Origin of the sequence: Polaribacter pectinis, from assembly GCF_014352875.1 — a bacterium.
GTDB classification, from domain to species: Bacteria; Bacteroidota; Bacteroidia; order Flavobacteriales; family Flavobacteriaceae; genus Polaribacter; species Polaribacter pectinis.
The window spans coordinates 2,522,152-2,547,864 of the sequence record NZ_CP060695.1; the positions used below are offsets into that span (position 1 = coordinate 2,522,152).

Annotated in this window: 27 protein-coding genes; 10 read left to right on the top strand and 17 right to left on the bottom strand. The window is 30.0% G+C overall.

Features of this window, described 5'->3' with window-relative positions:
* Positions 1 to 41 precede the first annotated feature (41 nt).
* Entirely contained in the window at positions 42 to 377 is a 336-nt protein-coding gene (gene gldC, locus H9W90_RS11215; protein ID WP_187481686.1) for a gliding motility protein GldC, read from the bottom strand.
* 2 nt (positions 378 to 379) lie between these two features.
* Positions 380 to 1,339, bottom strand: coding sequence for a gliding motility lipoprotein GldB (gene gldB / locus H9W90_RS11220; RefSeq protein WP_187481687.1), 960 nt, complete (start codon positions 1,337 to 1,339; stop codon positions 380 to 382).
* Positions 1,340 to 1,397: 58 nt separating this feature from the next.
* Here gldB and nadE point away from each other — a divergent pair, with 58 nt between their 5' ends.
* Positions 1,398 to 2,186, top strand: a complete 789-nt coding sequence (nadE, locus tag H9W90_RS11225) for an NAD(+) synthase (RefSeq protein WP_187481688.1) — start codon at positions 1,398 to 1,400, stop codon at positions 2,184 to 2,186.
* 69 nt (positions 2,187 to 2,255) lie between these two features.
* On the opposite strand, the gene H9W90_RS15500 is transcribed toward nadE, so the two are convergent.
* The 6 genes from H9W90_RS15500 to H9W90_RS11250 all read right to left on the bottom strand — a co-directional run bounded on the left by H9W90_RS15500 (position 2,256) and on the right by H9W90_RS11250 (position 8,667).
* Entirely contained in the window at positions 2,256 to 2,387 is a 132-nt protein-coding gene (locus tag H9W90_RS15500; protein WP_302849807.1) for a hypothetical protein, read from the bottom strand.
* Positions 2,388 to 2,489: 102 nt separating this feature from the next.
* Entirely contained in the window at positions 2,490 to 4,496 is a 2,007-nt protein-coding gene (gene dnaG, locus H9W90_RS11230) for a DNA primase (protein WP_187481689.1), read from the bottom strand.
* A 246-nt stretch (positions 4,497 to 4,742) separates the two neighbouring features.
* On the bottom strand, positions 4,743 to 5,981 hold the full coding sequence (gene clpX, locus H9W90_RS11235; RefSeq protein ID WP_187481690.1) for an ATP-dependent Clp protease ATP-binding subunit ClpX: 1,239 nt from the start codon (positions 5,979 to 5,981) through the stop codon (positions 4,743 to 4,745).
* A gap of 71 nt (positions 5,982 to 6,052) precedes the next feature.
* Complete coding sequence (clpP, locus tag H9W90_RS11240) at positions 6,053 to 6,715, bottom strand: ATP-dependent Clp endopeptidase proteolytic subunit ClpP (RefSeq protein WP_187481691.1); 663 nt, start codon at positions 6,713 to 6,715, stop codon at positions 6,053 to 6,055.
* A gap of 176 nt (positions 6,716 to 6,891) precedes the next feature.
* Complete coding sequence (gene tig, locus H9W90_RS11245; protein ID WP_187481692.1) at positions 6,892 to 8,214, bottom strand: trigger factor; 1,323 nt, start codon at positions 8,212 to 8,214, stop codon at positions 6,892 to 6,894.
* Between the two features lie 96 nt (positions 8,215 to 8,310).
* Complete coding sequence (locus H9W90_RS11250) at positions 8,311 to 8,667, bottom strand: phage holin family protein (protein ID WP_088354967.1); 357 nt, start codon at positions 8,665 to 8,667, stop codon at positions 8,311 to 8,313.
* Positions 8,668 to 8,781: 114 nt separating this feature from the next.
* On the opposite strand from H9W90_RS11250, the gene H9W90_RS11255 reads away from it, so the two are divergent.
* Positions 8,782 to 9,480 carry a hypothetical protein gene (locus H9W90_RS11255; protein WP_187481693.1) on the top strand — a complete coding sequence of 233 codons (699 nt, stop codon included), beginning with the start codon at positions 8,782 to 8,784 and terminating at the stop codon, positions 9,478 to 9,480.
* A gap of 19 nt (positions 9,481 to 9,499) precedes the next feature.
* On the opposite strand, the gene H9W90_RS11260 is transcribed toward H9W90_RS11255, so the two are convergent.
* From H9W90_RS11260 to H9W90_RS11280, 5 genes are all read right to left on the bottom strand, one after another.
* Entirely contained in the window at positions 9,500 to 11,314 is a 1,815-nt protein-coding gene (locus H9W90_RS11260; protein ID WP_187481694.1) for a GNAT family N-acyltransferase, read from the bottom strand.
* 81 nt (positions 11,315 to 11,395) lie between these two features.
* Entirely contained in the window at positions 11,396 to 11,992 is a 597-nt protein-coding gene (locus H9W90_RS11265) for an SCO family protein (RefSeq protein ID WP_187481695.1), read from the bottom strand.
* Positions 11,993 to 13,039, bottom strand: coding sequence for a hypothetical protein (locus H9W90_RS11270; protein ID WP_187481696.1), 1,047 nt, complete (start codon positions 13,037 to 13,039; stop codon positions 11,993 to 11,995).
* 220 nt (positions 13,040 to 13,259) lie between these two features.
* A complete protein-coding gene (locus tag H9W90_RS11275; protein WP_187481697.1) occupies positions 13,260 to 14,513 on the bottom strand; it encodes an aspartate kinase in 1,254 nt (417 codons plus the stop codon).
* 2 nt (positions 14,514 to 14,515) lie between these two features.
* Positions 14,516 to 14,995, bottom strand: coding sequence for a GNAT family N-acetyltransferase (locus H9W90_RS11280; protein ID WP_088354962.1), 480 nt, complete (start codon positions 14,993 to 14,995; stop codon positions 14,516 to 14,518).
* Positions 14,996 to 15,210: 215 nt separating this feature from the next.
* On the opposite strand from H9W90_RS11280, the gene fbp reads away from it, so the two are divergent.
* The 3 genes from fbp (at position 15,211) to H9W90_RS11295 (ending at position 18,089) form a co-directional block, all read left to right on the top strand.
* Complete coding sequence (gene fbp / locus H9W90_RS11285) at positions 15,211 to 16,221, top strand: class 1 fructose-bisphosphatase (RefSeq protein ID WP_187481698.1); 1,011 nt, start codon at positions 15,211 to 15,213, stop codon at positions 16,219 to 16,221.
* 110 nt (positions 16,222 to 16,331) lie between these two features.
* Positions 16,332 to 16,937, top strand: a complete 606-nt coding sequence (locus H9W90_RS11290; RefSeq protein WP_187481699.1) for a superoxide dismutase — start codon at positions 16,332 to 16,334, stop codon at positions 16,935 to 16,937.
* A 177-nt stretch (positions 16,938 to 17,114) separates the two neighbouring features.
* Positions 17,115 to 18,089, top strand: coding sequence for an endonuclease/exonuclease/phosphatase family protein (locus H9W90_RS11295; protein WP_187481700.1), 975 nt, complete (start codon positions 17,115 to 17,117; stop codon positions 18,087 to 18,089).
* Here the strand turns inward: H9W90_RS11295 and H9W90_RS11300 are convergent.
* Positions 18,086 to 18,325 carry a hypothetical protein gene (locus H9W90_RS11300; RefSeq protein ID WP_187481701.1) on the bottom strand — a complete coding sequence of 80 codons (240 nt, stop codon included), beginning with the start codon at positions 18,323 to 18,325 and terminating at the stop codon, positions 18,086 to 18,088. The genes H9W90_RS11295 and H9W90_RS11300 overlap by 4 nt on opposite strands.
* A 108-nt stretch (positions 18,326 to 18,433) precedes the next feature.
* On the opposite strand from H9W90_RS11300, the gene glpQ reads away from it, so the two are divergent.
* Complete coding sequence (gene glpQ / locus H9W90_RS11305; RefSeq protein ID WP_254712480.1) at positions 18,434 to 19,342, top strand: glycerophosphodiester phosphodiesterase; 909 nt, start codon at positions 18,434 to 18,436, stop codon at positions 19,340 to 19,342.
* Here glpQ and H9W90_RS11310 read toward each other — a convergent pair.
* The 3 genes from H9W90_RS11310 to aspS all read right to left on the bottom strand — a co-directional run bounded on the left by H9W90_RS11310 (position 19,339) and on the right by aspS (position 23,660).
* Complete coding sequence (locus H9W90_RS11310) at positions 19,339 to 21,114, bottom strand: chloride channel protein (protein WP_187481703.1); 1,776 nt, start codon at positions 21,112 to 21,114, stop codon at positions 19,339 to 19,341. The genes glpQ and H9W90_RS11310 overlap by 4 nt on opposite strands.
* On the bottom strand, positions 21,115 to 21,822 hold the full coding sequence (locus H9W90_RS11315; protein WP_187481704.1) for a DUF6503 family protein: 708 nt from the start codon (positions 21,820 to 21,822) through the stop codon (positions 21,115 to 21,117). It abuts the gene before it with no gap.
* Positions 21,823 to 21,905: 83 nt separating this feature from the next.
* On the bottom strand, positions 21,906 to 23,660 hold the full coding sequence (gene aspS / locus H9W90_RS11320; protein WP_187481705.1) for an aspartate--tRNA ligase: 1,755 nt from the start codon (positions 23,658 to 23,660) through the stop codon (positions 21,906 to 21,908).
* Positions 23,661 to 23,842: 182 nt separating this feature from the next.
* On the opposite strand from aspS, the gene H9W90_RS11325 reads away from it, so the two are divergent.
* The 4 genes from H9W90_RS11325 to H9W90_RS11340 all read left to right on the top strand — a co-directional run bounded on the left by H9W90_RS11325 (position 23,843) and on the right by H9W90_RS11340 (position 25,711).
* On the top strand, positions 23,843 to 24,202 hold the full coding sequence (locus H9W90_RS11325) for a cupin domain-containing protein (RefSeq protein ID WP_187481706.1): 360 nt from the start codon (positions 23,843 to 23,845) through the stop codon (positions 24,200 to 24,202).
* 73 nt (positions 24,203 to 24,275) lie between these two features.
* Positions 24,276 to 24,947: a 16S rRNA (cytidine(1402)-2'-O)-methyltransferase gene (gene rsmI / locus H9W90_RS11330; RefSeq protein WP_187481707.1), complete on the top strand. Its 672-nt coding sequence runs from the start codon at positions 24,276 to 24,278 to the stop codon at positions 24,945 to 24,947.
* A 6-nt stretch (positions 24,948 to 24,953) separates the two neighbouring features.
* Positions 24,954 to 25,355, top strand: coding sequence for a DUF3997 domain-containing protein (locus H9W90_RS11335; protein ID WP_187481708.1), 402 nt, complete (start codon positions 24,954 to 24,956; stop codon positions 25,353 to 25,355).
* A gap of 14 nt (positions 25,356 to 25,369) precedes the next feature.
* Complete coding sequence (locus tag H9W90_RS11340) at positions 25,370 to 25,711, top strand: HopJ type III effector protein (RefSeq protein WP_187481709.1); 342 nt, start codon at positions 25,370 to 25,372, stop codon at positions 25,709 to 25,711.
* Positions 25,712 to 25,713: the final 2 nt, after the last annotated feature.

A 25,713-nucleotide genomic window follows, 5' to 3' on the forward strand; every position in this document is an offset into this window, starting at 1 on the left:
AGTAAACACACTTTTGCATAAATTTATTTAGTGTAAAAAAATTACTTTTTTAATTCTAGCTTTTCAGCAAAGTAGTCGCAAAAATCACGCATTGTCGCACTCATTTTAGCGTCATCTGTTGCACGTTCAAAACTATCTGCCATAGATACTAGTGTTTGATGATAGAATTGCTTCATTTCGTCTACAGGCATATCTTTAGTCCATAAGTCCATGCGTAAAGTATCTTTTTGTTTATGATCCCAAACTGAAACCATTATTGCTTTAGATGCTTCATTATTTATTCCTCCATCTTTTGCAATCCAAGAGATTTCTTCTGGAACTTTGTTTTCATCTAAGCCAATCTTAAATTTTATTTCTGAAGTATGTTTTACTGACATTATTATTTTTTTGGTTTGTATTTAGATTTATTAAATAAATCTGTTGCATTTATTTTTAATAATTCTTGCAAAGATACATCATTATGGTTCATATAAGAACGTACAATTTGCCAACCTAACCAAACACCTATTCTACCAGGAGATAAATTATCTTGTTCCATATAAAATTTAGAAAAAGGAGCTTTATCAATAAACCTTTTATTTAACTTGGTATCCGTACTGTATAATAATTCTTTTTCAATAAAATACATCCAAATTTGTTCTTCATTAGCAATTGCCCAATTCAGTTTATCTTGCTCAAAACCAATTTTTTCTTTATTAGAAACTTCTGGTAAATACATATCTAGTAAATACATTTTTTTTCCTTCATGAATAATTTTACCTAAAAAATCTCTATTAATAGATGTTGATATTTGTTTCTCAATAAGTGTGTTAGCAACATCTACAATTAAATGTCCTTTAGTATTGTTTTCTTTAATATAATTAGGATAATCTGCATAAAATTGGTGGTTCTTACCTAAATAAACATCTAAAGATATTATTAGTAAACTATCTGCATAAATAACCCTACTATCATAATCTATGTTAGTTAGCATTGTTATTACATTTGGTGCTTTAAATTTTGGGTTGTAATATTTTACATGTTTAAATAATGATGTTAGCTCGTTTTTCCTTGAAGAAAAGTCTTTATATATTTTTTGAGTTTCAGAAAATAATTCTTGCTCATCTGCATTAGCAATTTTTGATAAAGAAATACTATCTGTAATTTCATTAGGGAAAAAGAACGGGTATTTCTCTTTTAACCTTGGCAATGTTTCTTTTGTTGAAGTATAAAAATCTACATCAAATCTTTCTACGGAAAAGTTTACATCAATATCAGAAACATCAATTTTCTTATTTTTATCTGAATTACATGATAAAAACATTAATAAAACGATAAAAACTGTTATAAAAAACCTCATAAACTTTGTATCTTGCTGTTAGAATTACAAACGATAAAAATACTAAAATAGTTTATCAATGAAGACCGAAAAAGTTGCAGAATACATTATAAGTTGGTTAAAAGAATATGCTGAAAATGCAAAAGTAAAAGGATTTGTAGTTGGTGTTTCTGGTGGAATAGACTCTGCATTAACATCTACTTTATGCGCTAAAACGGGTTTTCCAACACTTTGTGTGGAAATGCCCATTCATCAGGCTCAAAGTCAAGTTACTAGGGCAGAAGAACATATTAAACAATTGAAACAAAAGTTTTCTAATGTTTCTGAAGTTAGAGTAGATTTAACTTCTACTTTCGAAGATTTTAAAAATGTAGTTCCAGCTGCAGAATCTTCTCCAAAAGTAGATTTGTCTTTAGCAAATACAAGAGCAAGGTTAAGAATGACAACCTTGTATTATTTTGCAGGTTTACATAGTTATTTGGTTGCAGGAACTGGAAATAAAGTAGAAGATTTTGGTGTTGGTTTTTATACTAAATATGGAGATGGAGGTGTAGATTTAAGTCCGATTGCAGATTTAATGAAATCTGAAGTGTATGATTTAGCAGCATTTTTAGATGTACCTAATTCCATACAAAAAGCGCAACCTACAGATGGTTTGTTTGGAGATAGCAGAACAGATGAAGATCAAATAGGTGCTTCTTATGACGAATTAGAATGGGCAATGAAAATGCAAGATGCAGGTAAAACTGAAAATGATTTTAGTGGAAGAGAAAAAGAGGTTTACAAAATCTATGAAAGATTAAATAGAATTAATCAACATAAAATGGTTCCAATTCCTATTTGTGAAATTCCTGATAATTTAAAATAATATTTGTTTTTGAAACAAAAATGCCTTCAATCTAATTGAAGGCATTTTAATTAGGTTTTTAGATGAATGTTACAATAAATTTGCTGCAACCATCATTTTTTTGATTCTCATGTAAGCTCTTTTCTTGGAACCTTTAGAGATTTCAAATGGTAATAGAATAAATAACTGAACAATTTTTAATAGTTGTAAAAGTCTTTTCATAGTTGATCGTTTTTCTCATTAGCGGGAGCAATATACAAAAAAACTATTTATTACTTAATTTTTGCTATAGGGGAAAACACCTAATTTTACAATTTAATAATATTAAACAACTCTATTTAGCTTTTCAAAGAGTCTGATTTTTAAGCCAGTATAACCTTTTATAGTTTCCAAATCTATTGTCATCTCTTCACCAGCTTGCTTTACCAACTCCTCAATTTTCTTCCCTATTAAAATTCTTCTCAAATTAAAAACGGCATCTATTACTAATTTTGGAAGTACTTCAATTTCCTTTTTTACTTCAATATGTTTACTTTCCCAATTACTTAATTGGTATTTTTCTTCATCCATTAAAATAGAAGTAACTGTATTTGATATTTCAGAATTTTTATGATTTACTAAAGAATCTGTTTCAACTTTTTCTAATTGATTTAGTTGATGAATTATTTCAGTATAAATCTCTTGAAAAATAACATTTGTAAATTCTGTTTCATCATCTTGCAAATGCACATAAATTTCTGCTGAAACATTGTTATTATATTTTCTATTTGTTATTGTAACTTTTCCTTCTTCATCTTCTGTTTCTACTTCTTCGATAAATTCTGCTTCTTCATTACCATATAACAGTAAAATTCGAATAATTTCTTTCTCTAAAATAGACAATTGATCTATTTTTTCTGAAGAAGATTTTCCTTTTACAATTCCCATTTGAGCCTGTTCTTGCTCTAAAAAATATTCTGGTGGTGGTTCATTTGGGTCTTGAGGTTGAGAATAACTCTGTTTTTTAGCAGCTTTACTTTTATCTTGAATATCCTTTTTTAATAATTGTGCTAACTCACTAAATAAAACACGTTCAGAAATATCCATAATTCGAGCACATTCTTGCACATAAACTTCTCGCTGAATGCCATCTGGAATTTTAGAAATGCTACTTACAATATCTCTTATTACACTCGCTTTTTTAATAGGATCATTATTAGAGTCTTGTAATAAAAGTGACACCTTAAAATTGATAAAATCTTGTGCAGATTCCTCTAAATATGCTTTTAATTCGGCTGTTGAATGTTTTTTAGCAAAACTATCTGGATCTTCGCCATCTGGAAACTGAACGACTTTTACATTCATTCCTTGTTCTAGAATTAAATCGATTCCACGAATGGAAGCTCTAACTCCTGCAGCATCTCCATCGAAAAGAACTGTAATATTTTTTGTTAATCTGTTTACCAAACGAATTTGGTCGGATGTTAAAGCTGTTCCTGAAGAAGCAACCACATTTTCTACGCCAGATTGATTGAAAGAAATTACATCTGTATACCCTTCTACCAAATAACAATTGTCTTGTTTTGCGATTTCTTTTTTGGCTTGAAATAATCCGTATAAAATTTTACTCTTGTGGTAAATATCGCTTTCTGGTGAATTTAGATATTTTGCTGCTTTTTTATCTGCAGTTAAAATTCGTCCTCCAAAACCTAAAATACGCCCAGACATGGAATGTATAGGAAACATTACACGTCCTTTAAAACGGTCGAATTGTTTGTTTTCTTTTACAATGGTTAAACCTGTGGAAGCTAAATATTTTAAATCGTAACCTTTTGCCAAAGCTGCGTTTGTAAAACCATCCCATTCGTCTAAACAATAGCCTAATTCAAACTTTTCTATGGTTTCGTTTGTAAAACCTCGTTCTTTAAAATATGAAAGTCCGATTGCTTTTCCTTTGTTGGAATTTAGCATGGTTTCATGAAAATAATCTTTGGCGAATTTAGAGACCAAAAACATACTTTCTCGCTCATTCATCTGCGCTTTTTCTTCAGATGTTTGCTCGGTTTCTTCGATTTCTATATTATACTTTTTGGCCAACCAACGTAACGCTTCTGGATACGTATAATGTTCATGTTCCATTAAAAATGAAACTGCGTTTCCTCCTTTTCCTGTAGAGAAATCTTTCCAGATTTGTTTTACAGGTGAAACCATAAATGAAGGTGATTTCTCGTCTACAAACGGACTTAAACCTTTAAAGTTACTTCCTGCTTTTTTCAATTGTACAAATTCGCCAATAACCTCTTCTACTCTCGCAGATTCGAAAACACGGTCTATGGTACTTCTTGAAATCATTTATTGTTTGTTTGGAAAAGTGATGACAAATATAAGAATTAGAAGTTTCATTTTTTGAAATTTATAAAATGAAAAACCTCAAAGGTTTTAAAAACCTTTGAGGTTTGTATTAATTCTAAAAGTTGTTTTTACGAACTTCCTTTTTTAGTTTGCAATACGCGTTAAGGATTGAGCAATTGTTTGAGCTCTTTTTTGTTTTTCACAAAAAAAGCGAGTGCGAAAGCCTGTTAAAACGCCCAAAGAAAATTAAGAAGCGGCTCTTAACTTTTTTAATGTTGTATTCGTCAATTTTGCTTCTGCGTATTCTTTGGTTACGTTGAATTCCTTCTCATCTGAACTTGGTAACTCGAACATTGCATCTGTAAAAATCGCTTCACATAAAGAACGTAAACCTCTTGCACCCAATTTATATTCTACGGCTTTTTCTACGATGTAATTTAAAGCATCTTCTTCAATAGTAAAAGCAACATCGTCCATTGTAAACAGCTTCGAATATTGTTTAATTATCGAGTTTTTAGGCTCTGTTAAAATCGCTCTTAACGTAGTCGCATCTAAAGGATTCATATAACTTAAAACTGGTAAACGTCCAATAATTTCTGGAATTAAACCAAACGCTTTTAAGTCTGATGGAATGATGTATTGTAATAAGTTTTCCTCATCAACTTTATCGTCATCTAAAGATGCGCTAAAACCTACAGCCTGCATATTTAAACGCTTGCTAATAATTCTTTCGATTCCTGAAAATGCACCTCCTGCAATAAATAAAATCTCTTTGGTGTCTACTTCTACAAATTTTTGTTCAGGATGTTTTCTTCCGCCTTTTGGTGCCACATTTACAACAGTTCCTTCTAATAATTTAAGTAAAGCTTGCTGTACACCTTCTCCAGAAACGTCTCTTGTAATTGACGGATTGTCTCCTTTTCTGGCGATTTTATCAATTTCATCTATAAAAACAATTCCTCTTTGTGCTTTTTCTACATCGTAATCTGCAGCTTGTAAAAGACGACTTAAAATGCTTTCTACATCTTCCCCAACATAACCTGCTTGCGTTAAAACAGTCGCATCTACAATTGAAAAAGGAACATTTAACATTTTTGCAATTGTTTTTGCAACCAATGTTTTTCCTGTACCTGTTTCTCCCACTAAAACAATGTTCGATTTTTCGATTTCTACTTCATCTTCATCATCTTTTGTCTGCAATAATCTTTTATAATGATTATATACAGCCACTGCCATAGAACGTTTTGTTTCATCTTGCCCAATGATATATTGGTCTAAAAATTCCTTGATTTGTAAAGGTTTTTTTAGCGTTAAATCTTTCGACAAGCTACTTGTTTTTGCTTCAGAAACCTCTTCTTCTACAATTCCATGCGCTTGTTCTATACATTTATCGCAAATATGAGCATCCATTCCTGCAATTAGCAAGTCGGTTTCTGCTTTTTTTCGTCCGCAAAACGAACATTCTAAATTTTCTTCTTTTGACATTTAATTGGTTTTTGGTTGATAGTTTTTGGTTGCTGGATATAAACCATCAACCAAAAACCAAAAACTAATAACTATTTTTTTCTTGCTAAAATTTCATCAATCATTCCGTATGTTTTAGCTTCATCTGCTTTCATCCAATAATCTCTATCTGAATCGTTGTGAACTTTTTCGATTGATTGCCCTGAATGATTTGCTATAATTGCATACAATTCATCTTTCAACTTTAAGATTTCTCTTGCAGTAATTTCAATATCAGAAGCTTGTCCTTGAGCACCTCCTAATGGTTGGTGAATCATAATTCTTGAATGTGGTAACGCAGAACGTTTTCCTTTTTCTCCTGCACACATTAAAACTGCTCCCATAGAAGCTGCCATTCCTGTACAAATTGTTGCAACATCTGGTTTTATAAACTGCATAGTATCATAAATACCTAAACCTGCATAAACGCCTCCTCCTGGAGAATTGATATATATTGAAATGTCTTTATTAGCATCTACACTTTCTAAAAACAATAATTGTGCTTGAATAATATTAGCAACTTGGTCGTTAATTCCTGTTCCTAAAAAAATAATTCTATCCATCATTAAACGTGAAAAAACATCCATTTGTGTGATGTTCATTTGACGTTCTTCCATAATATATGGCGTTAAACTACTTGTTATTTTTGTATAATTAGTACTACTAATTCCGTGATGTTTTGTTGCGTATTTTTCGAACTCTTTTCCGTAATCCATTTTCGTGATTCTTTTAATGTTTGATTTGTAAATATAAGAACTATTCTCTTAATATTTTGTTAGAGTTTGTCGGTAAAAAAACCTGAATTTTACAATTCAGGTTTCTAATTTTTACATTCAGATTCTAAAGAGACTTCTCGACTGCGCTCGAAGTGACATGTTAGAATTAAAAATATTTATTTATAAACTTCTTTGATGAAATCTTCGTAAGAAAGTTCTTTCGATTTAAAACTCATGTTCTCTTTGTAAAAAGCCAATAATTTCTGACTAATTAATTGAGACTGTAATTTTTGAGCTTCTTCTTGGTTTTGTAAAATTCTACCAGCAATATCGTCCAATTCTTTTTCTTCTGGATTCATATTCCCAAATTGTGCCATTTGCGTGCGGATAAATCCTTTTGCATAGTCTACCAATTCTGCATAATCTAATTTGATGTCGTTATCTTTCATCACTTTTCCTTCGATTAATTGATAACGTAAACCTTTTTCAGATTTTTCAAATTCAGCTTTTGCTTCTTCTGGAGATAATGGTTTTTCACCAGCAGTTGCTAACCACTTTTGCAAGAATTCTGCAGGTAAATCGAACTTTGTATTTTCTACTAAATGTTCTGTAACTGCATTTAATAATTGTTGATCTCCTTGCTGTGCAAATTGCTTTTCTGCATCTTCTTTAATCTTGTCCTTTAATTCTGATGCTGTTTTTACACTTCCATCAGGAAATAATTTATCGAACAATTCTTGATCTAAATCTGCAGGTTCAGTTTTTGTAATATCTTCAACAGTTAAAGTTACTTTGATGTCTAAATCGTGAATTTCTTCGTGAGCAACACCTAAAATAGCTTGTAACTTATGGTCGTCTTTAAAAAGTTTTTTAGTTTCTAACTCAATTACATCACCAACTTTAGCGCCAACAACTTTCTTTTCGTTTTTCTTACCCTCTAAATCGCTAACTAAAAAAGTTCCTTTTTTATTGATTTCTTTTTCTTCGTTTACGAAAGTACCTGTTACGTTTGCTTCTTTAGTAACTTCTTCTAAAGGAGACATTTTTCCATAACGAGTTTGAATATTCTTTACTTCTTCTTCTAATAATTCTTTAGTAGCAATGATTTTATATTCAGTAACTTTCTTTTTAGATTTTAAATCTACATCGAATTCTGGTACTAAACCTAATTCGAATTCAAAAGAAAATTTATCTGCATCCCAATTGAAATCGTCTTGAACTCTTGGTAACGGATTTCCTAAAATGTCTATTTTTTCTTCTGTAATAAATTTATTTAAAGACTCTTGTAAAAGCTTGTTTACCTCATCTATCATTATAGATTTACCATACTGTTTTTTAATCATTCCCATTGGCACATGCCCTTTTCTAAAACCTGGAACGTCTGCCTTTTTACGGTAATCTGTTAATAATTGGTCTACTTTTGCTTGATAATCGTCTGCAACAATATCAATCTTTACAACTGCGTTTAACGCATCTTTATTCTCTCTTGTAATATTCATTTATTTGTCTTTTATCTTGAAAAAATCGAGTGCAAAATTAAGCTTTTTAATTGATTGCACAAATGTTTAAGTGGTTCTATTTCAGTGTTTATTTTATTAATTCAACTGTTTTCTATCATCTTTTAAAAGCGAAAATAAAGCCGATCTAAATATCGACAATAAAATACTAAAGAATAAGGCTGCCCAGAATCCTGAAACTGCAAAACCATCAACTAATTTATCTGCCAATAAAATTATAATTGCATTTATTACAAAAATAAATAAGCCAAACGTAACAATAGTAGCTGGTAACGTAAAGAATATTAATAAGGGTCTTACAATCATGTTTAATAACGAAATTACTACTGCTACAATGATTGCTGACACATAACCTGCAACAGAAATTCCTGGTAAAATATTAGCTAAAACAATAACTGCAACTGCAGTTAATAATATTTTTAAAAATGTTTTCATTTTAATTGATTTAATTCTTCTGTTAAATAGCGAAAAGTGTACCAAATTTAAAAACTGACAAAAGTGCAGTTTTGCTTAAATATTACTAATTTCGTGAAAAATATATTGCTGAATATGTCCAATTCATCTCATCCTGAAAATCAAATTAATTTTGTTAAAAATTTTCATGACCTTTTAACCACATCATTTCAAAAGAAAATAAATGCAATTTGCTGGAAACGTGACTTAATTGGTAATTTTGGTGAAATTGTAAAAAAAGTGACATTTCAAGAAAATATAAAATTATTAAATGAAGATGAACTTCAAGAACTCAAATTAAGCGAAAAAGGAAACCTTGCACGTAAAATTCTTTTAAATGATTTAAATGTTTTAAAATCTCATGGAGCGAAGCCAATTCTAAACATCATTAAAAACTACGAAAGAGATACTGATTTTCCGTTTTTACCAACGGATGTTTATTCTTTTCATGTAGATCGTTCTCCAATTCCTGTTGATACTTTTTTATGCACTTATTATGGTGAACCAAGTGATATAATTGCTAATGAACAAGCCACACAAAAAATTTTGATCCCAGAAATTCGTGAAGAACTCAAAAAATTATATGATGGAAATGATGCTGGTTTTGAAGCCTTTTTAAGTGAATACTTTTTTGATTTACATTATGCACCAAAACCAAATGCAAAACCAATAAGTTTAGGAATTGGGAATTTGTGGAAATTAGCAGTTGACCATCCTAAAAGTAACGTTTTACCATGTTTACATCGAGCGCCAAAAGAGAAAAATGGACAAAGCAGATTGTTGTTAATTTGTTAGAAATTAAATTAATGAAGTTTTATTGTTTGCTATTCTGCAACTCTGTAGCTTTTCTTTCTAACTCTGCTTGAAATTCTTCCATCACAGGTTTTACAGTACTATCTGGAATGTCTGCCACTTTAATATACATTAATCCATCTACTGCATTGTTAAATTTTGGATCTACATTAAAAGCTACTAAACGTGCATTTTGCTTGACATATTTCTTAATTAAAACAGGAATTCTTAATGCTCCTGGTTCAATTTCATCAATAATTTTATCGAACTTTTGCATGTCTGCTTTTGTAGCGTCAAAAACAAAATCTTTATCTCCGTCTTTTAATTTTACTTTGTATTCTTTCTTCGGATAAATGTATTGTGCAATGTATGGATCGTAATAGTGAGATTTCATAAACTCAATCATTAACGATTTAGAGAAATCTGAAAACTGATTACTTATAGAAACTCCACCCATTAAATATTTATATTCAGGGTAACGTAAAGTCACGTGTACAATTCCTTTCCATAACAAGAATAACGGCATTGGTTTTTGCTGATATTCACCAATGATAAAAGCACGTCCCATTTCTATGGTATTAGACATCATTTGGTGCAATTCAGGCTCAATTCTAAACAATGTTTGAATATAAAAACCGTTAATTCCGTACTTTTTATAAATCTCTTTTCCAAGTCCCATTCTGTATGCTCCAGCCAAACAATTTGCTTCTCTGTCCCACAATAATAAATGGTGATAATATTTATCGAACTTATCTAAATCTATCTCTTTATTAGTTCCTTCTCCAACTTCTCTAAACGTAATTTCACGTAATCGACCAATTTCGTGTAATAAATTAGGAATGTCTTTTGCGCTTGCAAAAAAGACTTCATAATTTTTACTTTCTAATAAACGAACCTCTTTTTCTCTTAAAGCATTTATTTCCTTAACAAATAAGCTAGTGTTTCTTTGTGAGGTAATTTTTTTGGCTGGTTTCTTCGGAATTTTTATGTTCTGAGTAGAGATTAATTTGTGTGCTTTCTCAAAAGGATTTGCCAACATATAGGTTTTCTTCCTAATGAATTCATAAAAAGCAGGAATCTCTTTAAACTCATTTTGGTCTGCAACAGAAATTGGTTTCCCTATTCTTACTTTTATAACTCTGCCTCCTTGAGAAATAACTTCCGAAGGTAATTTTGCTGTTCTTAAAGTATCTGAAATTTTAGATAAGAAATAAAATAAACGGCTATTTTTAGCGTGAAAATAAATAGGAATTACAGGAACATTTGCTTTTTTAATCAAACGAACTGCACCTTCTTCCCAAGGTTTATCTACTTTTAATTTTCCGTCTTTATATGTTGAAACTTCTCCTGCAGGGAAAATTCCCAATGGTTTTCCTTCTTTTAAGTGTGATAATGCACTTTTAATTCCTGCAACACTCGATTTTGCATCCTTTCTGGTTTCAAAAGGATTTACTGGCATTACATAAGGTTTTAAAGGCTCTACTCTATGCAATAAAAAGTTAGCAATTATTTTAAAATCTGTTCTTTTTTCAATTAACAATTTTAATAATAAAACTCCATCAATTCCTCCCAAAGGGTGATTAGAAATCGTTATAAAAGCTCCATCTTTTGGAATTCTTTTCAAATCTTCCTCTGGAATTTCAAACTTAATTTTACAATCGTCTAAAACACCATTTAAGAAATCTAAATCTGATTTGTTTTTGTTCTTATTGTATATTTTATTGATGGCAGAAATACGAAGTATTCTTAATAATATCCACCCAATAAAAGTTCCCAAAAATCCAAGTTTCTGTAAACCAACTACTTGCGAGATTTCTTTAGAAGTAACTAATGCCATAAAAAATAATTAGACGTAATTGCAAACTTACAAAAAAATGATAAAAGAAAACTCTGTTTTAAACAAATTGGTAAAAAGACGTTATTCATTAAACAGTATTGCTATATCTCTTTTTAATAATTTTATCTCTACTTCGTCTAATGAATCGTAAATTCCTCTAATTCTCATTTCTTTGTCTAATAAAACAACAGAACTTGTATGATAAAAATAACTATCATCATCCCCATCATTAGAAATATGAGAAAGATAAAGCTTTGCTATTTTTTTTAAATCGGATTTATTTCCTCTTAAAAACAACCAATTTGTAGCATTTTCTGCAACAATCCTATGATGTTCTTTTAACACAGAAAAGGTATCTCTTTCTGGATCTATTGTAAAAGAAAGCAAAGGAATGTTTTCATTTGCCAAAACAACATCTTTTAAATTACTCTCCATAACTGGGCAAATTGCAGTACAAGAAGCAAAGAAAAAATTTACAAGATGAATTTTACCCTTCAAACTATAAATAGGAAATTCTTCATTTAACTGACTCTTAAAAGACATTTTTTTAACTTCGGAAACATTTTCAGTTTCTACAAATGCTTTGCTAATTATAGGAAGTTTAATGTCACTTGAATCACAAGAAGAAAAAATTAAAATAATTAATATGTTTATAAAAAACGTATTTTTAAAAGACATCTAAACTTTATTTAATTTTGAATCTAAAGCTTTATCATAAAAATAAATAAACATACTTGCCATCATATCTGCTTCTTCTTTAGAAGTATTATTTACTTTCTGAATTAAAACATATTTATGATTTGGATACATTTTTATACCTTCTGTAGATGAAAAACGAGTCATATCTTCAATTCCTTTTTTCCCTTTAGTATTTGTGATAATAGATTTAAAAACGGTAGTATTTGTAGTTTCGTCTTTCAACTCTAAAGAAGTTGCATAAGGATGTGCGTGTGCGTTAATAAAATGTACGGTTTCTATTTTTTGGAGATTCAACTTGCTTGTCATATCATTAATATAGGTGTTTTCTCCTGGAGGAATTTTCCAAAAAGCAGTAAATTTATCTCCATCTATATTTTCTGCTTCAAACCTATTATCTGAACTTGGCGCAGCACATTCTACAAAAGGTGCTCCTACTTCTAATTGTTTAGATGTAGTATAATTTTCTTCAGAATCGTCTGTGTAAGGTAAAGACAAAACCAAGTATTTCATGTATAAAGGTTTCAATTCTTTATGTTCATTCTTGGAATAATGTAATTTAAAATCGAAATTCACATTAAAATTAGCGTCTTTTTTATGCAAATTTAAAGCTTGAGAACTGATAAACATTTTCTCATTGGAGTAAATAGGATATGCAAATCCTTCAGGAAATTCTAGTAATAAAGTTCCATCTGTTAAGGTGATTAATCTAGAATCTTGCAAGTTTATTCTCTCTTCGAAACCCAATCTAGCAAAATGCTCTTCGTTACTATGAAATAAATTCATATGACATATAAAATCATTAGAATTAAATTTGCTGTTTGCTGTTCCTTTAAATTTTGTTACCCAATATAACTGGTCTTCTTTTTCATTCAATTTAAACTTCTCATTGGTGTGAGGACCTTGCATAGAAGTGTAAATATTGTCTATAAATAACGTTGGAGATTCGAATGTAGTAATATATTCACCTTCTTTTTCTTTGGTTGAAATTGTCCAATCTGCAGACAAAATACCCGTTTTATGTAACACAAAATTTTTAACTTGATTTTGTTTTACTTTAGAAAATGACATATAATAAAGAGAAATTCCAAGAAAAAAGACTCCTAAAAATATCAGCGTTTTTTTAAGCATCTTATTTTTTTAGATTTTAACATTATAAATGAAATATATGCTAAAAAAATTAATAATCAAATCTTTTTAATAGATAATAGTGCTTGAAAAATTTAGTTGAAAAAAAATATGATAAATATTAATTCGCTGCCAAAACTATTTGAATCGTTTCTTTATTTACTTGCGTTAGTAAAGACGTTCCTTTTTCTTCTATACTTGTGATGGCTTTGTCATCGAAATGACGAACCGTAAACATGTCTACTCCTTTTTGAACTTCAATTTTAAACTCCTTTTTTAAGTCGTTGTAAAAGGCATCAAAATTTTTGAATTTATTATCAATACAAACAGAAAAACTAATCGCAGAATTCTGAATTAAATTTACTTTTAATTGATATTCATGTAATTTTTGAAAAATATAACTGATGTTGTTTTCCACCATAAAAGAAAAATCTAATGCAGAAATGGATACCAAAATTTGGTCTTTTTTCACAATAAAACAAGGAATTAATGGCTCTAAATCCGATCCTTTAGAAATTCTTGTTCCTGGTTCTTTTGGGTTGATAAAAGAACGAACTAATAAAGGAATTTCTTTCCTTTCTAATGGTTGTAATGTTTTTGGGTGAATTACAGAAGCACCATAAAATGCCATTTCAATTGCTTCTTCATAAGAAATTTGTCTTAATAAAGTGGTGTCTTCAAAAACTCTTGGATCTGCATTTAAAACTCCTGGAACATCTTTCCATATCGTAACATTTTCTGCATTTAAACAATATGCAAAAATTCCTGCTGTATAATCTGAACCTTCTCTACCTAATGTTGTGGTGTTTTCTGTATCATTTGCTGCAATAAAACCTTGAGTAATATTTAATTTAGATGCATCTAATTTTTCATTGATAATGTCTTGCGTTAATTCCCAATTTACCTTTGCATCTCTATAATTACTATCCGTTTTAACATAATTTCTTACATCGAACCAATTATTTTCTACGCCTATTTTTGTTAAATAAGCACTTACTATTTTGGTTGATAACAATTCTCCAAAACATATAATTTGGTCATAAACATAGTTATATCTTTGTGATGTATTTCTTGCCAAAAACCAGCTTAATTCCCCTAAAAGAATATCAATTTCTTTGTAAATTTCATCATTTGCATCAAACAAATCACTCATTAAACTTTTATGAAAATCTTCTATAACGCCTAATTTTTCTGATAATTTATCAGTCTTATTATAATACGCATCAATAACTTCCTCAAATGCATTGGTAATTTTTCCCATTGCAGAAATTACAACTACTGTACTTTCTGTTCCTTCACTTTGTAAAATGTTTGTTACATTTTTTACGCTTGCTGCATCTTTTACAGATGCTCCTCCAAATTTAAAAATCTTCATTTTTAATTATTTTGAATATATGTTGATAAATTTTCTTTGTTCATTTGTACTACAGACCAATCGTTTAAATAGGTTGCTCCTGTACTTTTATAAAAATCAATTGCGTTGGTGTTCCAATCGATAACTTCCCATGCAACTCTGTTAAAACCATTGTCATGAGCATATTTTAAAACTGCAGAATACAATGCTTTTCCTGCACCAATTTTCTGCTTGTTTTTGGTAACAATTAAATCTTCTAAATGAATCGTTTTTCCTTTCCAAGTTGAATAACGCTCATAAAAAAGTGCAATTCCAATAATTTTAGAATCTTCTTCTGCAACAAATAAATTGAATCTAGGTTTATCAGAAAAACCATCTTTCAATAAATCTTCTACAGTAATTTCTACTGCTTCTGGTTCTTTCTCGAAAACTGCCAATTCTGTAATTAAATCAAATACAGATTGTACATCTTTTTCTTCGCCTTTTCTTATGATAAAACTCATTTGTTGTAAATTTTGGTCAAAGATAGTTTTTTTGTTTCCGCTCTAAAATATTTGAATATTTTATACAGTTAATCTTATTTTGTTTAAATTTTTCTGAAAACAGAATTATCTAATTCATAATTAATTAGGGTAATTTTTACAAAAAAAATAGTTACGAAATCGGTGTAGTTGGCTAAATTTTAGCATCTTTGTAACACAAACCATACTCATTAAAAATGACTGTAAAAAAACAAACTTTAGGCGAATTTATTATTGAAAACCAACATTCTTTTAAATACAGTTCTGGAGAACTTTCCAGTCTTTTAAACTCTATTAGATTAGCTGCAAAAGTGGTAAACCACGAAGTAAACAAAGCAGGTTTGGTAGATATTATTGGTGCTTATGGCGATACTAATATTCAAGGTGAAGACCAACAAAAATTAGATGTTTACGCGAATGATAAGTTTATACAAACCTTAACTCGTAGAAATATTGTTTGTGGAATTGCGAGTGAAGAAGAAGATAGTTTTATCAGTATTAATAGTATAGATGAGAATCATCAAAATAAATATATTGTTTTAATAGACCCTTTAGATGGTTCTTCTAATATTGATGTAAATGTTTCTGTAGGAACCATTTTTTCTATTTATAGAAGAGTAACTCCTGTTGGAACTCCTGTTCAATTAGAAGACTTTTTACAAAAAGGAAGTGAGCAAGTTGCTGCTGGTTATGTGGTTTATGGAACATCTACAATGTTGGTGTACACAACTGGAGATGGCGTAAATGGTTTTACATTAAATCCTGCAATTGGTTCGTTTTATTTATCGCACCCAAATATGACTTTCCCAGAAGATGGAAATATGTATTCTGTGAATGAAGGAAATTATTTAGATTTTCCTTTAGGTGTAAAAAAATACATAAAATACTGTCAGGAAGAAGAAGGAGACAGACCTTATACAAGTAGATATATTGGTTCTTTGGTTTCCGATTTTCATAGAAATATGATAAAAGGTGGAATTTATATGTATCCTAAAGGCTCTAGAAACCCAAATGGAAAACTACGTTTATTGTACGAATGTAATCCTATTGCTTTTATAGCAGAACAAGCCAATGGAAAATCTTCTGATGGTTATACAAGAACTATGGATGTAGAACCTACTGAATTACACCAAAGAGTTCCTTTTATTTGCGGAAGCAAAAATATGGTAGAAAAATTAGAAGCTTTTATGCAAGAATTTGGAGAATAAAGACTCTTTATACCATTATAAGTTAAGAAAGCCTTAATATTTTGGGAAACTGTTCCATATTGATTAAATTTACATCAGAAAACTAATATTAACTTTTAAAAAATAAAAAAATGGCTTTTAAACTACCAGAATTAGGATATGCTTATGATGCTTTAGAACCTAATATTGATGCAAGAACTATGGAAATTCACCACAGTAAACATCATAATGGATATACAAATAATTTAAATAATGCAATTGCAGGAACTGATTTAGAAGGAAAATCTATAGAAGATATTTTAACTACTTTAGATTTAGATAACAAAGCTGTAAGAAATAATGGTGGTGGTTTTTACAATCACTCTTTATTCTGGACAGTTTTAAACCCAAATGATAGAGGATATTTATCTGGAGAATTAAAAGATGCTATTGAAGCCGCTTTTGGTTCTAAAGAAGCGTTTATCGAGGCTTTTTCTAAAGCTGCAGCAACACAATTCGGTTCTGGTTGGGCTTGGTTATGTGTAGATAAAGGAGGTAAAGTCTCTGTTTGTTCTACGCCAAATCAAGACAATCCTTTAATGCCTAATGGTTGTGGAGGAACTCCAATTTTAGGTTTAGATGTTTGGGAACATGCATATTACTTAAACTACCAAAACAGAAGACCAGATTATATTAATGCGTTTTTTAATGTTATTAACTGGAACGAAGTTGAAAAACGTTACGCAGCTGCAAAGTAAGCAACACAGGCAACACAGTTGCTTTTTGTATTTCACTCATAATTAATTGATGTGGTGGATTTCAAAAAAAATTATAAAATAAAAAAGCATCCAATTTATTTGGATGCTTTTTTTATGAAATTTATTTCTCTAAATTGACACTCTCAAATTAACTACTTTTACAATTAAAATTATTCTATGTTTCCATCAATTGCATCAAAAAAACAGAGTGATAAAATTACAACCATCGCATTTTATAATGTTGAAAATTTATTTGACACTATTGATGATCCAAAAACTTTAGATGACGATTATACTTTAGATGGAAAATACAAATGGACGAATAAACGTTATAAAATAAAACTTAAGAAATTAGGCTCTGTAATTTCTCAATTAGGCATGAATCGTTCTAAAAATCCACCAGCAATTGTTGGTTTGGTTGAAGTTGAAAATGCCAAAGTTGTAGACGATTTGGTAAATGCTACCAATTTAAGAAAACATCATTATGGTTTTGTTCATCACGATTCTCCAGACGAACGTGGAATTGATGTTGCACTTTTATATAACAAACTTGTTTTTGAATTTTTAAGTTCAGAAACCTTTGTTTTAGAAATAGAAAATGAGCCAGGTGTTAGAGATTACACAAGAGATGTTTTAAAAGTTACTGGAAATTTACATGGCGAATTGATACATGTTTTAGTAAATCATTGGCCATCTAGAAGAGATGGTTATGAAGCTACAGAGCCAAAAAGATTAAAGGCAGCAGCATTAAATAGAACTATTATTTCCCAAATTAAAGATAAAAATTACGATGCTAAAATTATAATTATGGGAGATTTTAATGACGACCCAGCAAGCATTAGTTTGAAAAATTTAACTTCTGATGATTTTATAAATCCCATGGAGAAACTCTTAAACAAAGAGAAATTTGGAACTTCTACCTACAACAAAAAATGGAACTTATTCGATCAAATTATTTTTAGTAAAAACTTTTTAGAGAAAAAAGAAGGTAAATTATATTTTAAACATGCAGAAGTTTTCAATAAAAAATGGTTAAAAGTCTTTAAAGGAAAACTAAAAGGAAGTCCTTTTAGAACTTATATTGGTCCTTGGTATCAAGGTGGTTTTTCCGACCATTTTCCAGTGTATGCTTTTTTGAAAAAGGAAGATTAATCTTTCCCTCTCTGATTAAAAGCATCTCTTAATTTTTGGTCATTAAGAATATATTTCTTGTATTTACCATCTTTATATCTATGATAAATGAAGATTGGCATTACTAAAAAAGAGAAATAGAAAATGCCTAAACCCATTACAATTTGTGCTTTCTCATGATCTGTGTTTAGCAAGTAAATTCCAATTACCATCCAAATTAAAAAGACGATAAACATTATTTTTAATGTTAACTTCATATTGCAAAACTACAAAAAGTCTATCTTTAAAGATAAATGAAATCAATTTTATTATTTTTGATTAGTCTGCTATTTATTTCTTGTAATGAAACTAAAAAACAATCTCCAATGAACAAAAAATTAGTAATTGCTCACAGAGGCGCTTCTGGCTATTTGCCTGAACATACAATGGAATCTAAAGCTATGGCTTTTGCAATGAATCCTAATTTTATTGAACAAGATGTTGTTTTAAGTAAAGATGATGTGCCAATTGTTATACATGATATTTATTTAGACGATGTTACAGATGTTGCAACAAAATTTCCAAATAAAAAAAGAGAAGACAATCGTTTTTATGTGATAGATTTTACTTTTAAAGAATTGCAAACTTTAGCAGTTTCTGAACGTTTTAACCCAAAAACTGGTGAACAATTTTACCCAAATAGATTTCCAAAAGGAAAAGGTTATTTTAAACTCCATTCTTTACAACAAGAAATTGAATTGATACAAGGTTTAAACAAATCTACTGGAAAAAACATCGGTATTTACCCAGAAATTAAAGAACCTGAATTCCATAAAAAAGAAGGAAAAAACCTAACAGAAATTGTTTTGAAAACACTTTCTAATTATGGTTACAAAACAAAAAAAGACAATTGTATTTTACAATGTTTTGATGCGAAAGAATTAGAGAGAATTCGTAAAGAATTAAAGTCCAAATTATTTTTAGTACAATTAATGGAATTCCCTGAGGAAACCAAAAACTTAAAACATTTTGCAAATTATGCAGATGGAATTGGACCTTGGTACAAACAAATTTTAGATAAAAAAGTAGATGGACAATGGGAATTTACCTCTTTAGTTTCTGAAGCTCATAAATTCGATTTAAAAGTACATCCTTATACTTTTAGAGCAGATCAATTAGATGAGTTTTCTTCGTTTAAGGAAATGATGCAAACTTTATTAATTGATGCAAATGTAGATGGTGCTTTTACGGATTTTCCTGATTTAGTTGTTGAATTTGTAAATTCAATTTATTAAGAAGTAACTTCAATCAACTTATTTCTGTAGGCAGTTAATAATTTAGATTTAGAAATAAAACCAATATACTTTTCGTCTTTAACAACTGGTAAATTCCAAGCATTACTGTCTTTAAATTTTTGCATTACTTTTTCCACAGTATCATCATGAAAAATAATTTCTGGTGCAGACTTCATAAAATCAGCAACAGTGGCAACTTCATATTGTGTTTGATCGAACATCATAGGTCTTATATCATCTAACAAAACAATTCCTAAAAAGCGTTTTTCTTCATCTAAAACAGGAAAAATATTTCGTTTCGATTTTGCAACCGATTTTTTAAGCATTTCTCCAAATGTCATTTCTGGTGTAATTGGTTTGAAATTCTTTTCAATTAAAGTGTCAATTCGCATCATCATTAACACATTTTTATCTTTATTATGTGTTATCAATTCTCCTCTTTTTGCCAATTCAACTGTATAAATGGAGTTCGAAATAAAGTATTTTGTAAACGCAAAACTAATAGCAGCAACCAACATTAAAGGAACAAAAAGCTCATAACCTCCAGTAATTTCCGCAATTAAGAAAATCGCAGTTAATGGCGCATGTAAAACTCCTGCCATTAAACCTGTCATTCCTATCAGTGTAAAGTTCGATTCAGAAACTGAGAAACCCAACTGATTTATAATTTTGGCAATCGCATTTCCCAATGCGGAACCCATAAAAATGGTAGGAATAAAAATTCCACCAACTCCACCAGCTGCAAATGTAGTTGTCATTGCAATTGCTTTAAATATTGCAATAATCAATAACATGAAAGCAACCATATAAACGTTATTTAAATCGATATTATATGGAATATCGTTCAACGCTTTTGCAGTATTTCCATTTAATAAATTATTGATTAATCCATATCCTTCTCCATACAAAGGCGGAATTAAATACAACATAACTCCTATCGCAATTCCTCCTATAATTAGTTTTTTAAATGGACTTTTAAATCGTGCAAAAAAACGAGTAATTGCAAAGTACATTTTAGAAAAATATACAGAGGCAATTCCTGTAAAAAAAGCCAAAACTATGTAAAACGGAATGTCTTCAACTTGAAAAACATCTACCAATTTAAAACCGAATAAAACATCTGTTCCCACAAAAAAGTAACTTGTAATTACTGCAGAAACTGATGCCAATAATAGTGGAACTAATGAAGCAAAAGCCAAGTCTAAACTAAAAATTTCCACAGCAAAAATAATTGCTGCAATTGGTGCTTGAAACATAGAAGACATTGCACCAGCAGTTGCACAACCCACTAATAACATTCGGGTTTTTGCATTCATGTGAAACAACTGTGCAACGTTAGAACCCAAAGCTGCTCCTGTACTTACAGCAGGACCTTGCAAACCTGCAGAACCTCCAAAACCAACTGTTAATGGCGCTGTAATTAAGGAAGCAAACATTTTATAACGTTCTATAATTCCGTTTCTTTTAGAAATAGAATGTAAAGTAGTAGAAATTCCGTGTCCTATTTCTTTTTTTAGGATGAATTTCTTAATCGAGTACACCAAAAACAGTCCAATAATTGGAAAGATAAAATAAAGCGAATAATGATAATCTTTAATAAATTTACCTTCTAATAATTCTTCAATTATAAAGGTTAAATCTTTTAGAATAAAGGTTCCTAAACCTGCTAAAAACCCAACTAAAACACTTAAAACATAGACAAATTGTCTTTCGGAAATATATTTATATCTCCAAATTAAAACCTTTTTAAGTATTTTATATTTTGTTGGCATTTATTTTTTTGCTGATAAAATATCCGTTCCTAAATAACCATTGTCTTTATTATAATACCAAGCTCTGTTTTTTGGCATTTTTACACCATTAATCGTTTCTAAACCAGATAATAAAATATATTCTCCACTATCTTTTGCTTCTTTAAAAAACTGATACACTTCCATTGCATACGTTTTTGGATCGAAATAAAAGTACCAAGTATCTTTACCTACTTCTTTAGAGTATGTGGCTTTTAACACTAAATATTCTTTTCCTTTAAAGGTTTTTCTTTCTACTTTTTCTTCGATAATTGTGCCTTCATCTTTCAATTTCATTGGCAAACCATATAAGTAGGTGTAATAATTTTTATACAAATTTGCGCGTTCGCAACTTAGACTATGTTTCTTTTTTAGCTCTTCAGACGGATTTGTATTTCCGTTAATTGCCATACTACAATCGCCTTTATGAATCGCATATTCTGTTACGATTGTGTCTTTTACAGCTTTCACTAAAAAATATTGTTCAGGTAAATTAATTCTGATTCTACTTTTTCTTGGAGAGCTTTTAGGCATTTCCATCGTTACAAAAAGTTCGCCTTTAAAGGTTTCCCAATTTCCATTTGGGTCGTGAAATTTAATTGCTTTTTCTAATAATTGATTTCCTGTGATTTCTTGAGAAAATGAAATTATTGATATGAAAAGCAGTAAAAATGTGAATAGTTTTTTCATAATTTAAAAGTAGTAAAATTCTAACAAAAAAGACCTCAAAGGTTTTCAAAACCTTTGAGGTCTAAATATTTACAAAATATATTTTACTCTTGAATATTCAATTTCAAACTTAATTCTTTCAATTGTTCATCATCTATAAATGCAGGTGCATCAATCATAACATCGCGTCCTGAATTATTTTTAGGAAACGCAATAAAATCACGAATTGTTTCTTGTCCACCTAAAATAGCAACCAATCTATCCAAACCAAAAGCCAAACCTCCATGAGGTGGTGCTCCATATTCGAATGCATCCATTAAGAAACCAAATTGCGCTTTTGCATCTTCTTCAGAAAAACCTAAATGCTTCAACATGGTTGCTTGCATTTGCTTATCGTGAATTCTAATAGAACCTCCACCAATTTCATTTCCGTTTAAAACCAAATCATAAGCATTTGCTTTTACAGCTCCAGGATCTGTGTCTAACAATTCGATTTGCCCAGGTTTTGGAGAAGTAAATGGATGATGCATTGCATGATAATGCCCTGTTTCTTCATCTAATTCTAATAATGGAAAATCAATAACCCAAAGTGGTGCAAATACTTTTGGATCTCTCAATCCTAAACGCTCTGCCAATTCCATTCTTAAAGCCGATAATTGTGCTCTTACTTTATTTGTTTCTCCAGACAAAACACAAACTAAATCTCCAGGTTTTGCATCTGTAGCTTCTACCCATTTTGCTAAATCTTCTTGGTCATAGAATTTATCAACCGAAGATTTAAAACTTCCATCTTCGTTTACACGACAATAAATCATTCCTAAAGCACCAACTTGTGGTCTTTTAACCCATTTTATAATATTGTCAATTTCTTTTCTTGTGTAAGAATTTCCTCCAGGAACAGCAATTCCAACTACCAATTCTGCGTTATTAAAAACACCAAAATCTTTGTGTTGAGTAACTGAATTTAATTCAGCAAATTCCATCCCAAAACGGATATCTGGTTTGTCATTTCCGTACAAACGCATTGCATCATCATATAACATTCTTGGAAACTTCTCCACCTCTACTCCATTTACTTCTTTTAGTAAATGACGCGTTAATCCTTCAAAAATATTTAGAATATCTTCTTGCTCAACAAACGCCATTTCACAGTCAATTTGTGTAAATTCTGGCTGTCTGTCTGCACGTAAATCTTCATCTCTAAAACATTTTACAATCTGAAAATATTTATCCATTCCACCAACCATTAATAGCTGTTTGAATGTTTGTGGAGATTGTGGCAATGCGTAAAACTGACCTTCATTCATTCTTGAAGGCACTACAAAATCTCTTGCTCCTTCTGGCGTAGATTTTATTAAATAAGGTGTTTCAACTTCAATAAATTCTTGGTCAGACAAGTATTTACGAACTTCCATCGAAACTTTATGACGAAAGATTAAACTGTCTTTTACCGGATTTCTTCTAATATCCAAGTATCTGTATTTCATTCTTAAATCGTCTCCACCATCGGTTTTGTCTTCAATTGTAAAAGGCGGAGTAATAGAAGCATTTAAAATTTCTAATTTAGAAACCAAAACTTCCACATTTCCAGTTGGCATTTTACTGTTTTTCGACTCACGCTCAATAACAGTTCCAGTTACCTGAATTACAAACTCTCTTCCCAAAGATTTTGCTTTCTCCATCATTTCTTTTGGCGTGCGTTCTTCATCAAACATTAATTGCGTAATTCCATAACGATCGCGTAAATCTACCCAAATCATAAACCCTTTATCGCGCGATTTTTGTACCCAACCAGCCAAGGTTACTTCTGTATTTATATGCGAATCTCTTAACTCGCCACAAGAATGACTTCTATACATTTCTTTCAATAATTTAAGTTGCGAAATTAATCATTTTCCGTTAAATATTAATGTTTTGGGCGTTCATTTCTAAACAGAAATGCCCCGCTTTTCGCACTCGCTTTTTTTAAACAAAAAAGAGCTCAAACAATTGCTTCAATCGGTAACGCAGAATCCGTCCAATTCTTTGTAAATTTGTCTTTATGAGTGTAATTAATATTCAAGAGAAATTTAAATTGTTTCAAGACTTATGGTCTCCAAAAAAAGTTGGGCAATTAAACGGACAACAAATATTATTAGCCAAATTAAAAGGAGAATTCGTTTTTCATAAACACGATAATGAAGACGAGTTATTTATGGTTATTAAAGGAACTTTAGATATCGAGTTTCGTGATAAAACGATTACTTTAAACGAAGGCGAATTTTACATTGTACCTAAAGGAGTAGAACACAAACCTATTGCAAAAGAAGAAGTCCATATTGTTTTATTTGAGCCTTTAAGTATAAAACACACAGGAGATATTATTGCAGATATTACTGTTGATGAATATGAATCGATATAAAAAGTTTTGAGTGTTGAGTTGTGAGTTTTAAGTTCACTAAAAACTAAACATTAAAAACTAAAAACTTTAAATTATGAGTAAATTATATATAGTTCCAACACCAATTGGTAATCTAGAAGACATCACTTTTAGAGCGATTCGTGTTTTAAAAGAAGTCGATTTTATTTTAGCAGAAGACACACGCACAAGTGGAAAACTATTAAAACATTTTGAAATTGCTACACAAATGCACAGTCACCATATGCATAATGAGCATAAATCTGTAAAAGGTGTTGTGCAGAGAATTCAGAATGGAGAAACGTGTGCATTAATTTCAGATGCTGGAACGCCAGCAATTTCAGATCCTGGTTTTTTACTAACAAGAGCTTGTGTAGAAAATAATATCGAGGTTGATTGTTTACCAGGTGCAACTGCATTTGTACCAGCTTTGGTAAATTCTGGTTTGCCAAATGATAAATTTGTTTTTGAAGGATTTCTTCCAGTTAAAAAAGGAAGACAAACACGTTTTTTAATATTGGCAGAAGAAACAAGAACGATGATTTTTTATGAATCTCCACATAAATTGGTGAAAACATTGGGTCATTTTGTAGAATATTTTGGTACAGAAAGAAGAGTTTCTGTTTCCAGAGAACTCACAAAAATGTTTGAAGAAACCATTAGAGGAACTGCCACAGAAGTGTTGGCACATTATACTGCAAAACCACCTAAAGGAGAAATTGTTGTGATTGTGGAAGGGAAGAAGTAATTCATTATGAAAAAAAATATTGTATTAATATTATCAATTATTTTATTACAATCCTGTTATTTTGGAGCAGGTTTAATTGAAGAGGAACTTCCAGGAAGTTTTATGTTATTTGCTAATAACTCAATAGAAGAATTATCAATTATAAATAACTCTAACAATAAATCAATTTACAACATTGTCGTTGATGAAGCAGTTTTTGCAGTTGGCTTTAATAAAGAATATATAATTGCTAAAAGTTATTCTGTAAATAAGAACTTAATTCTTTACCATATAATTGAAGTTGAAAAGGAGTTAAATCAAATTAACTTAAATTTATCCTTTCAAGATTATAAATTAAAGAGAGAAAGTTTAAAGTTACCTTATGACTTAAACTTTACTTTAGTTTATCATGAAATTGCAAAAAATTAAAAAAAAAGCTAATTATGATCATCCAAGAATTCAAAACAATACTAAAATCAAACCCAACAGCAATTACTTTTTCAGATACAATGCAAGTAATTGAAGATAATTACAATTTCACTCCAACTACTTTTACAAACGGAGAAATAAAAAACAACGCTGGTGAAAATTCTGGTTCTTGTAAATTATTTGCGTTTGCAAAACTTCAAAAATTAACAAAAGAAGAAACTTTATTTTGCTTTGGCGAACATTATAAATCTGTTTTAGAAGATGAAAATGGAGATTCTCATCAAAATATTAGAAACTTTATGAAAACTGGTTTTGATGGTTTATCTTTTGAAGGTGAAGCTTTAGAATTAAAGTAAAA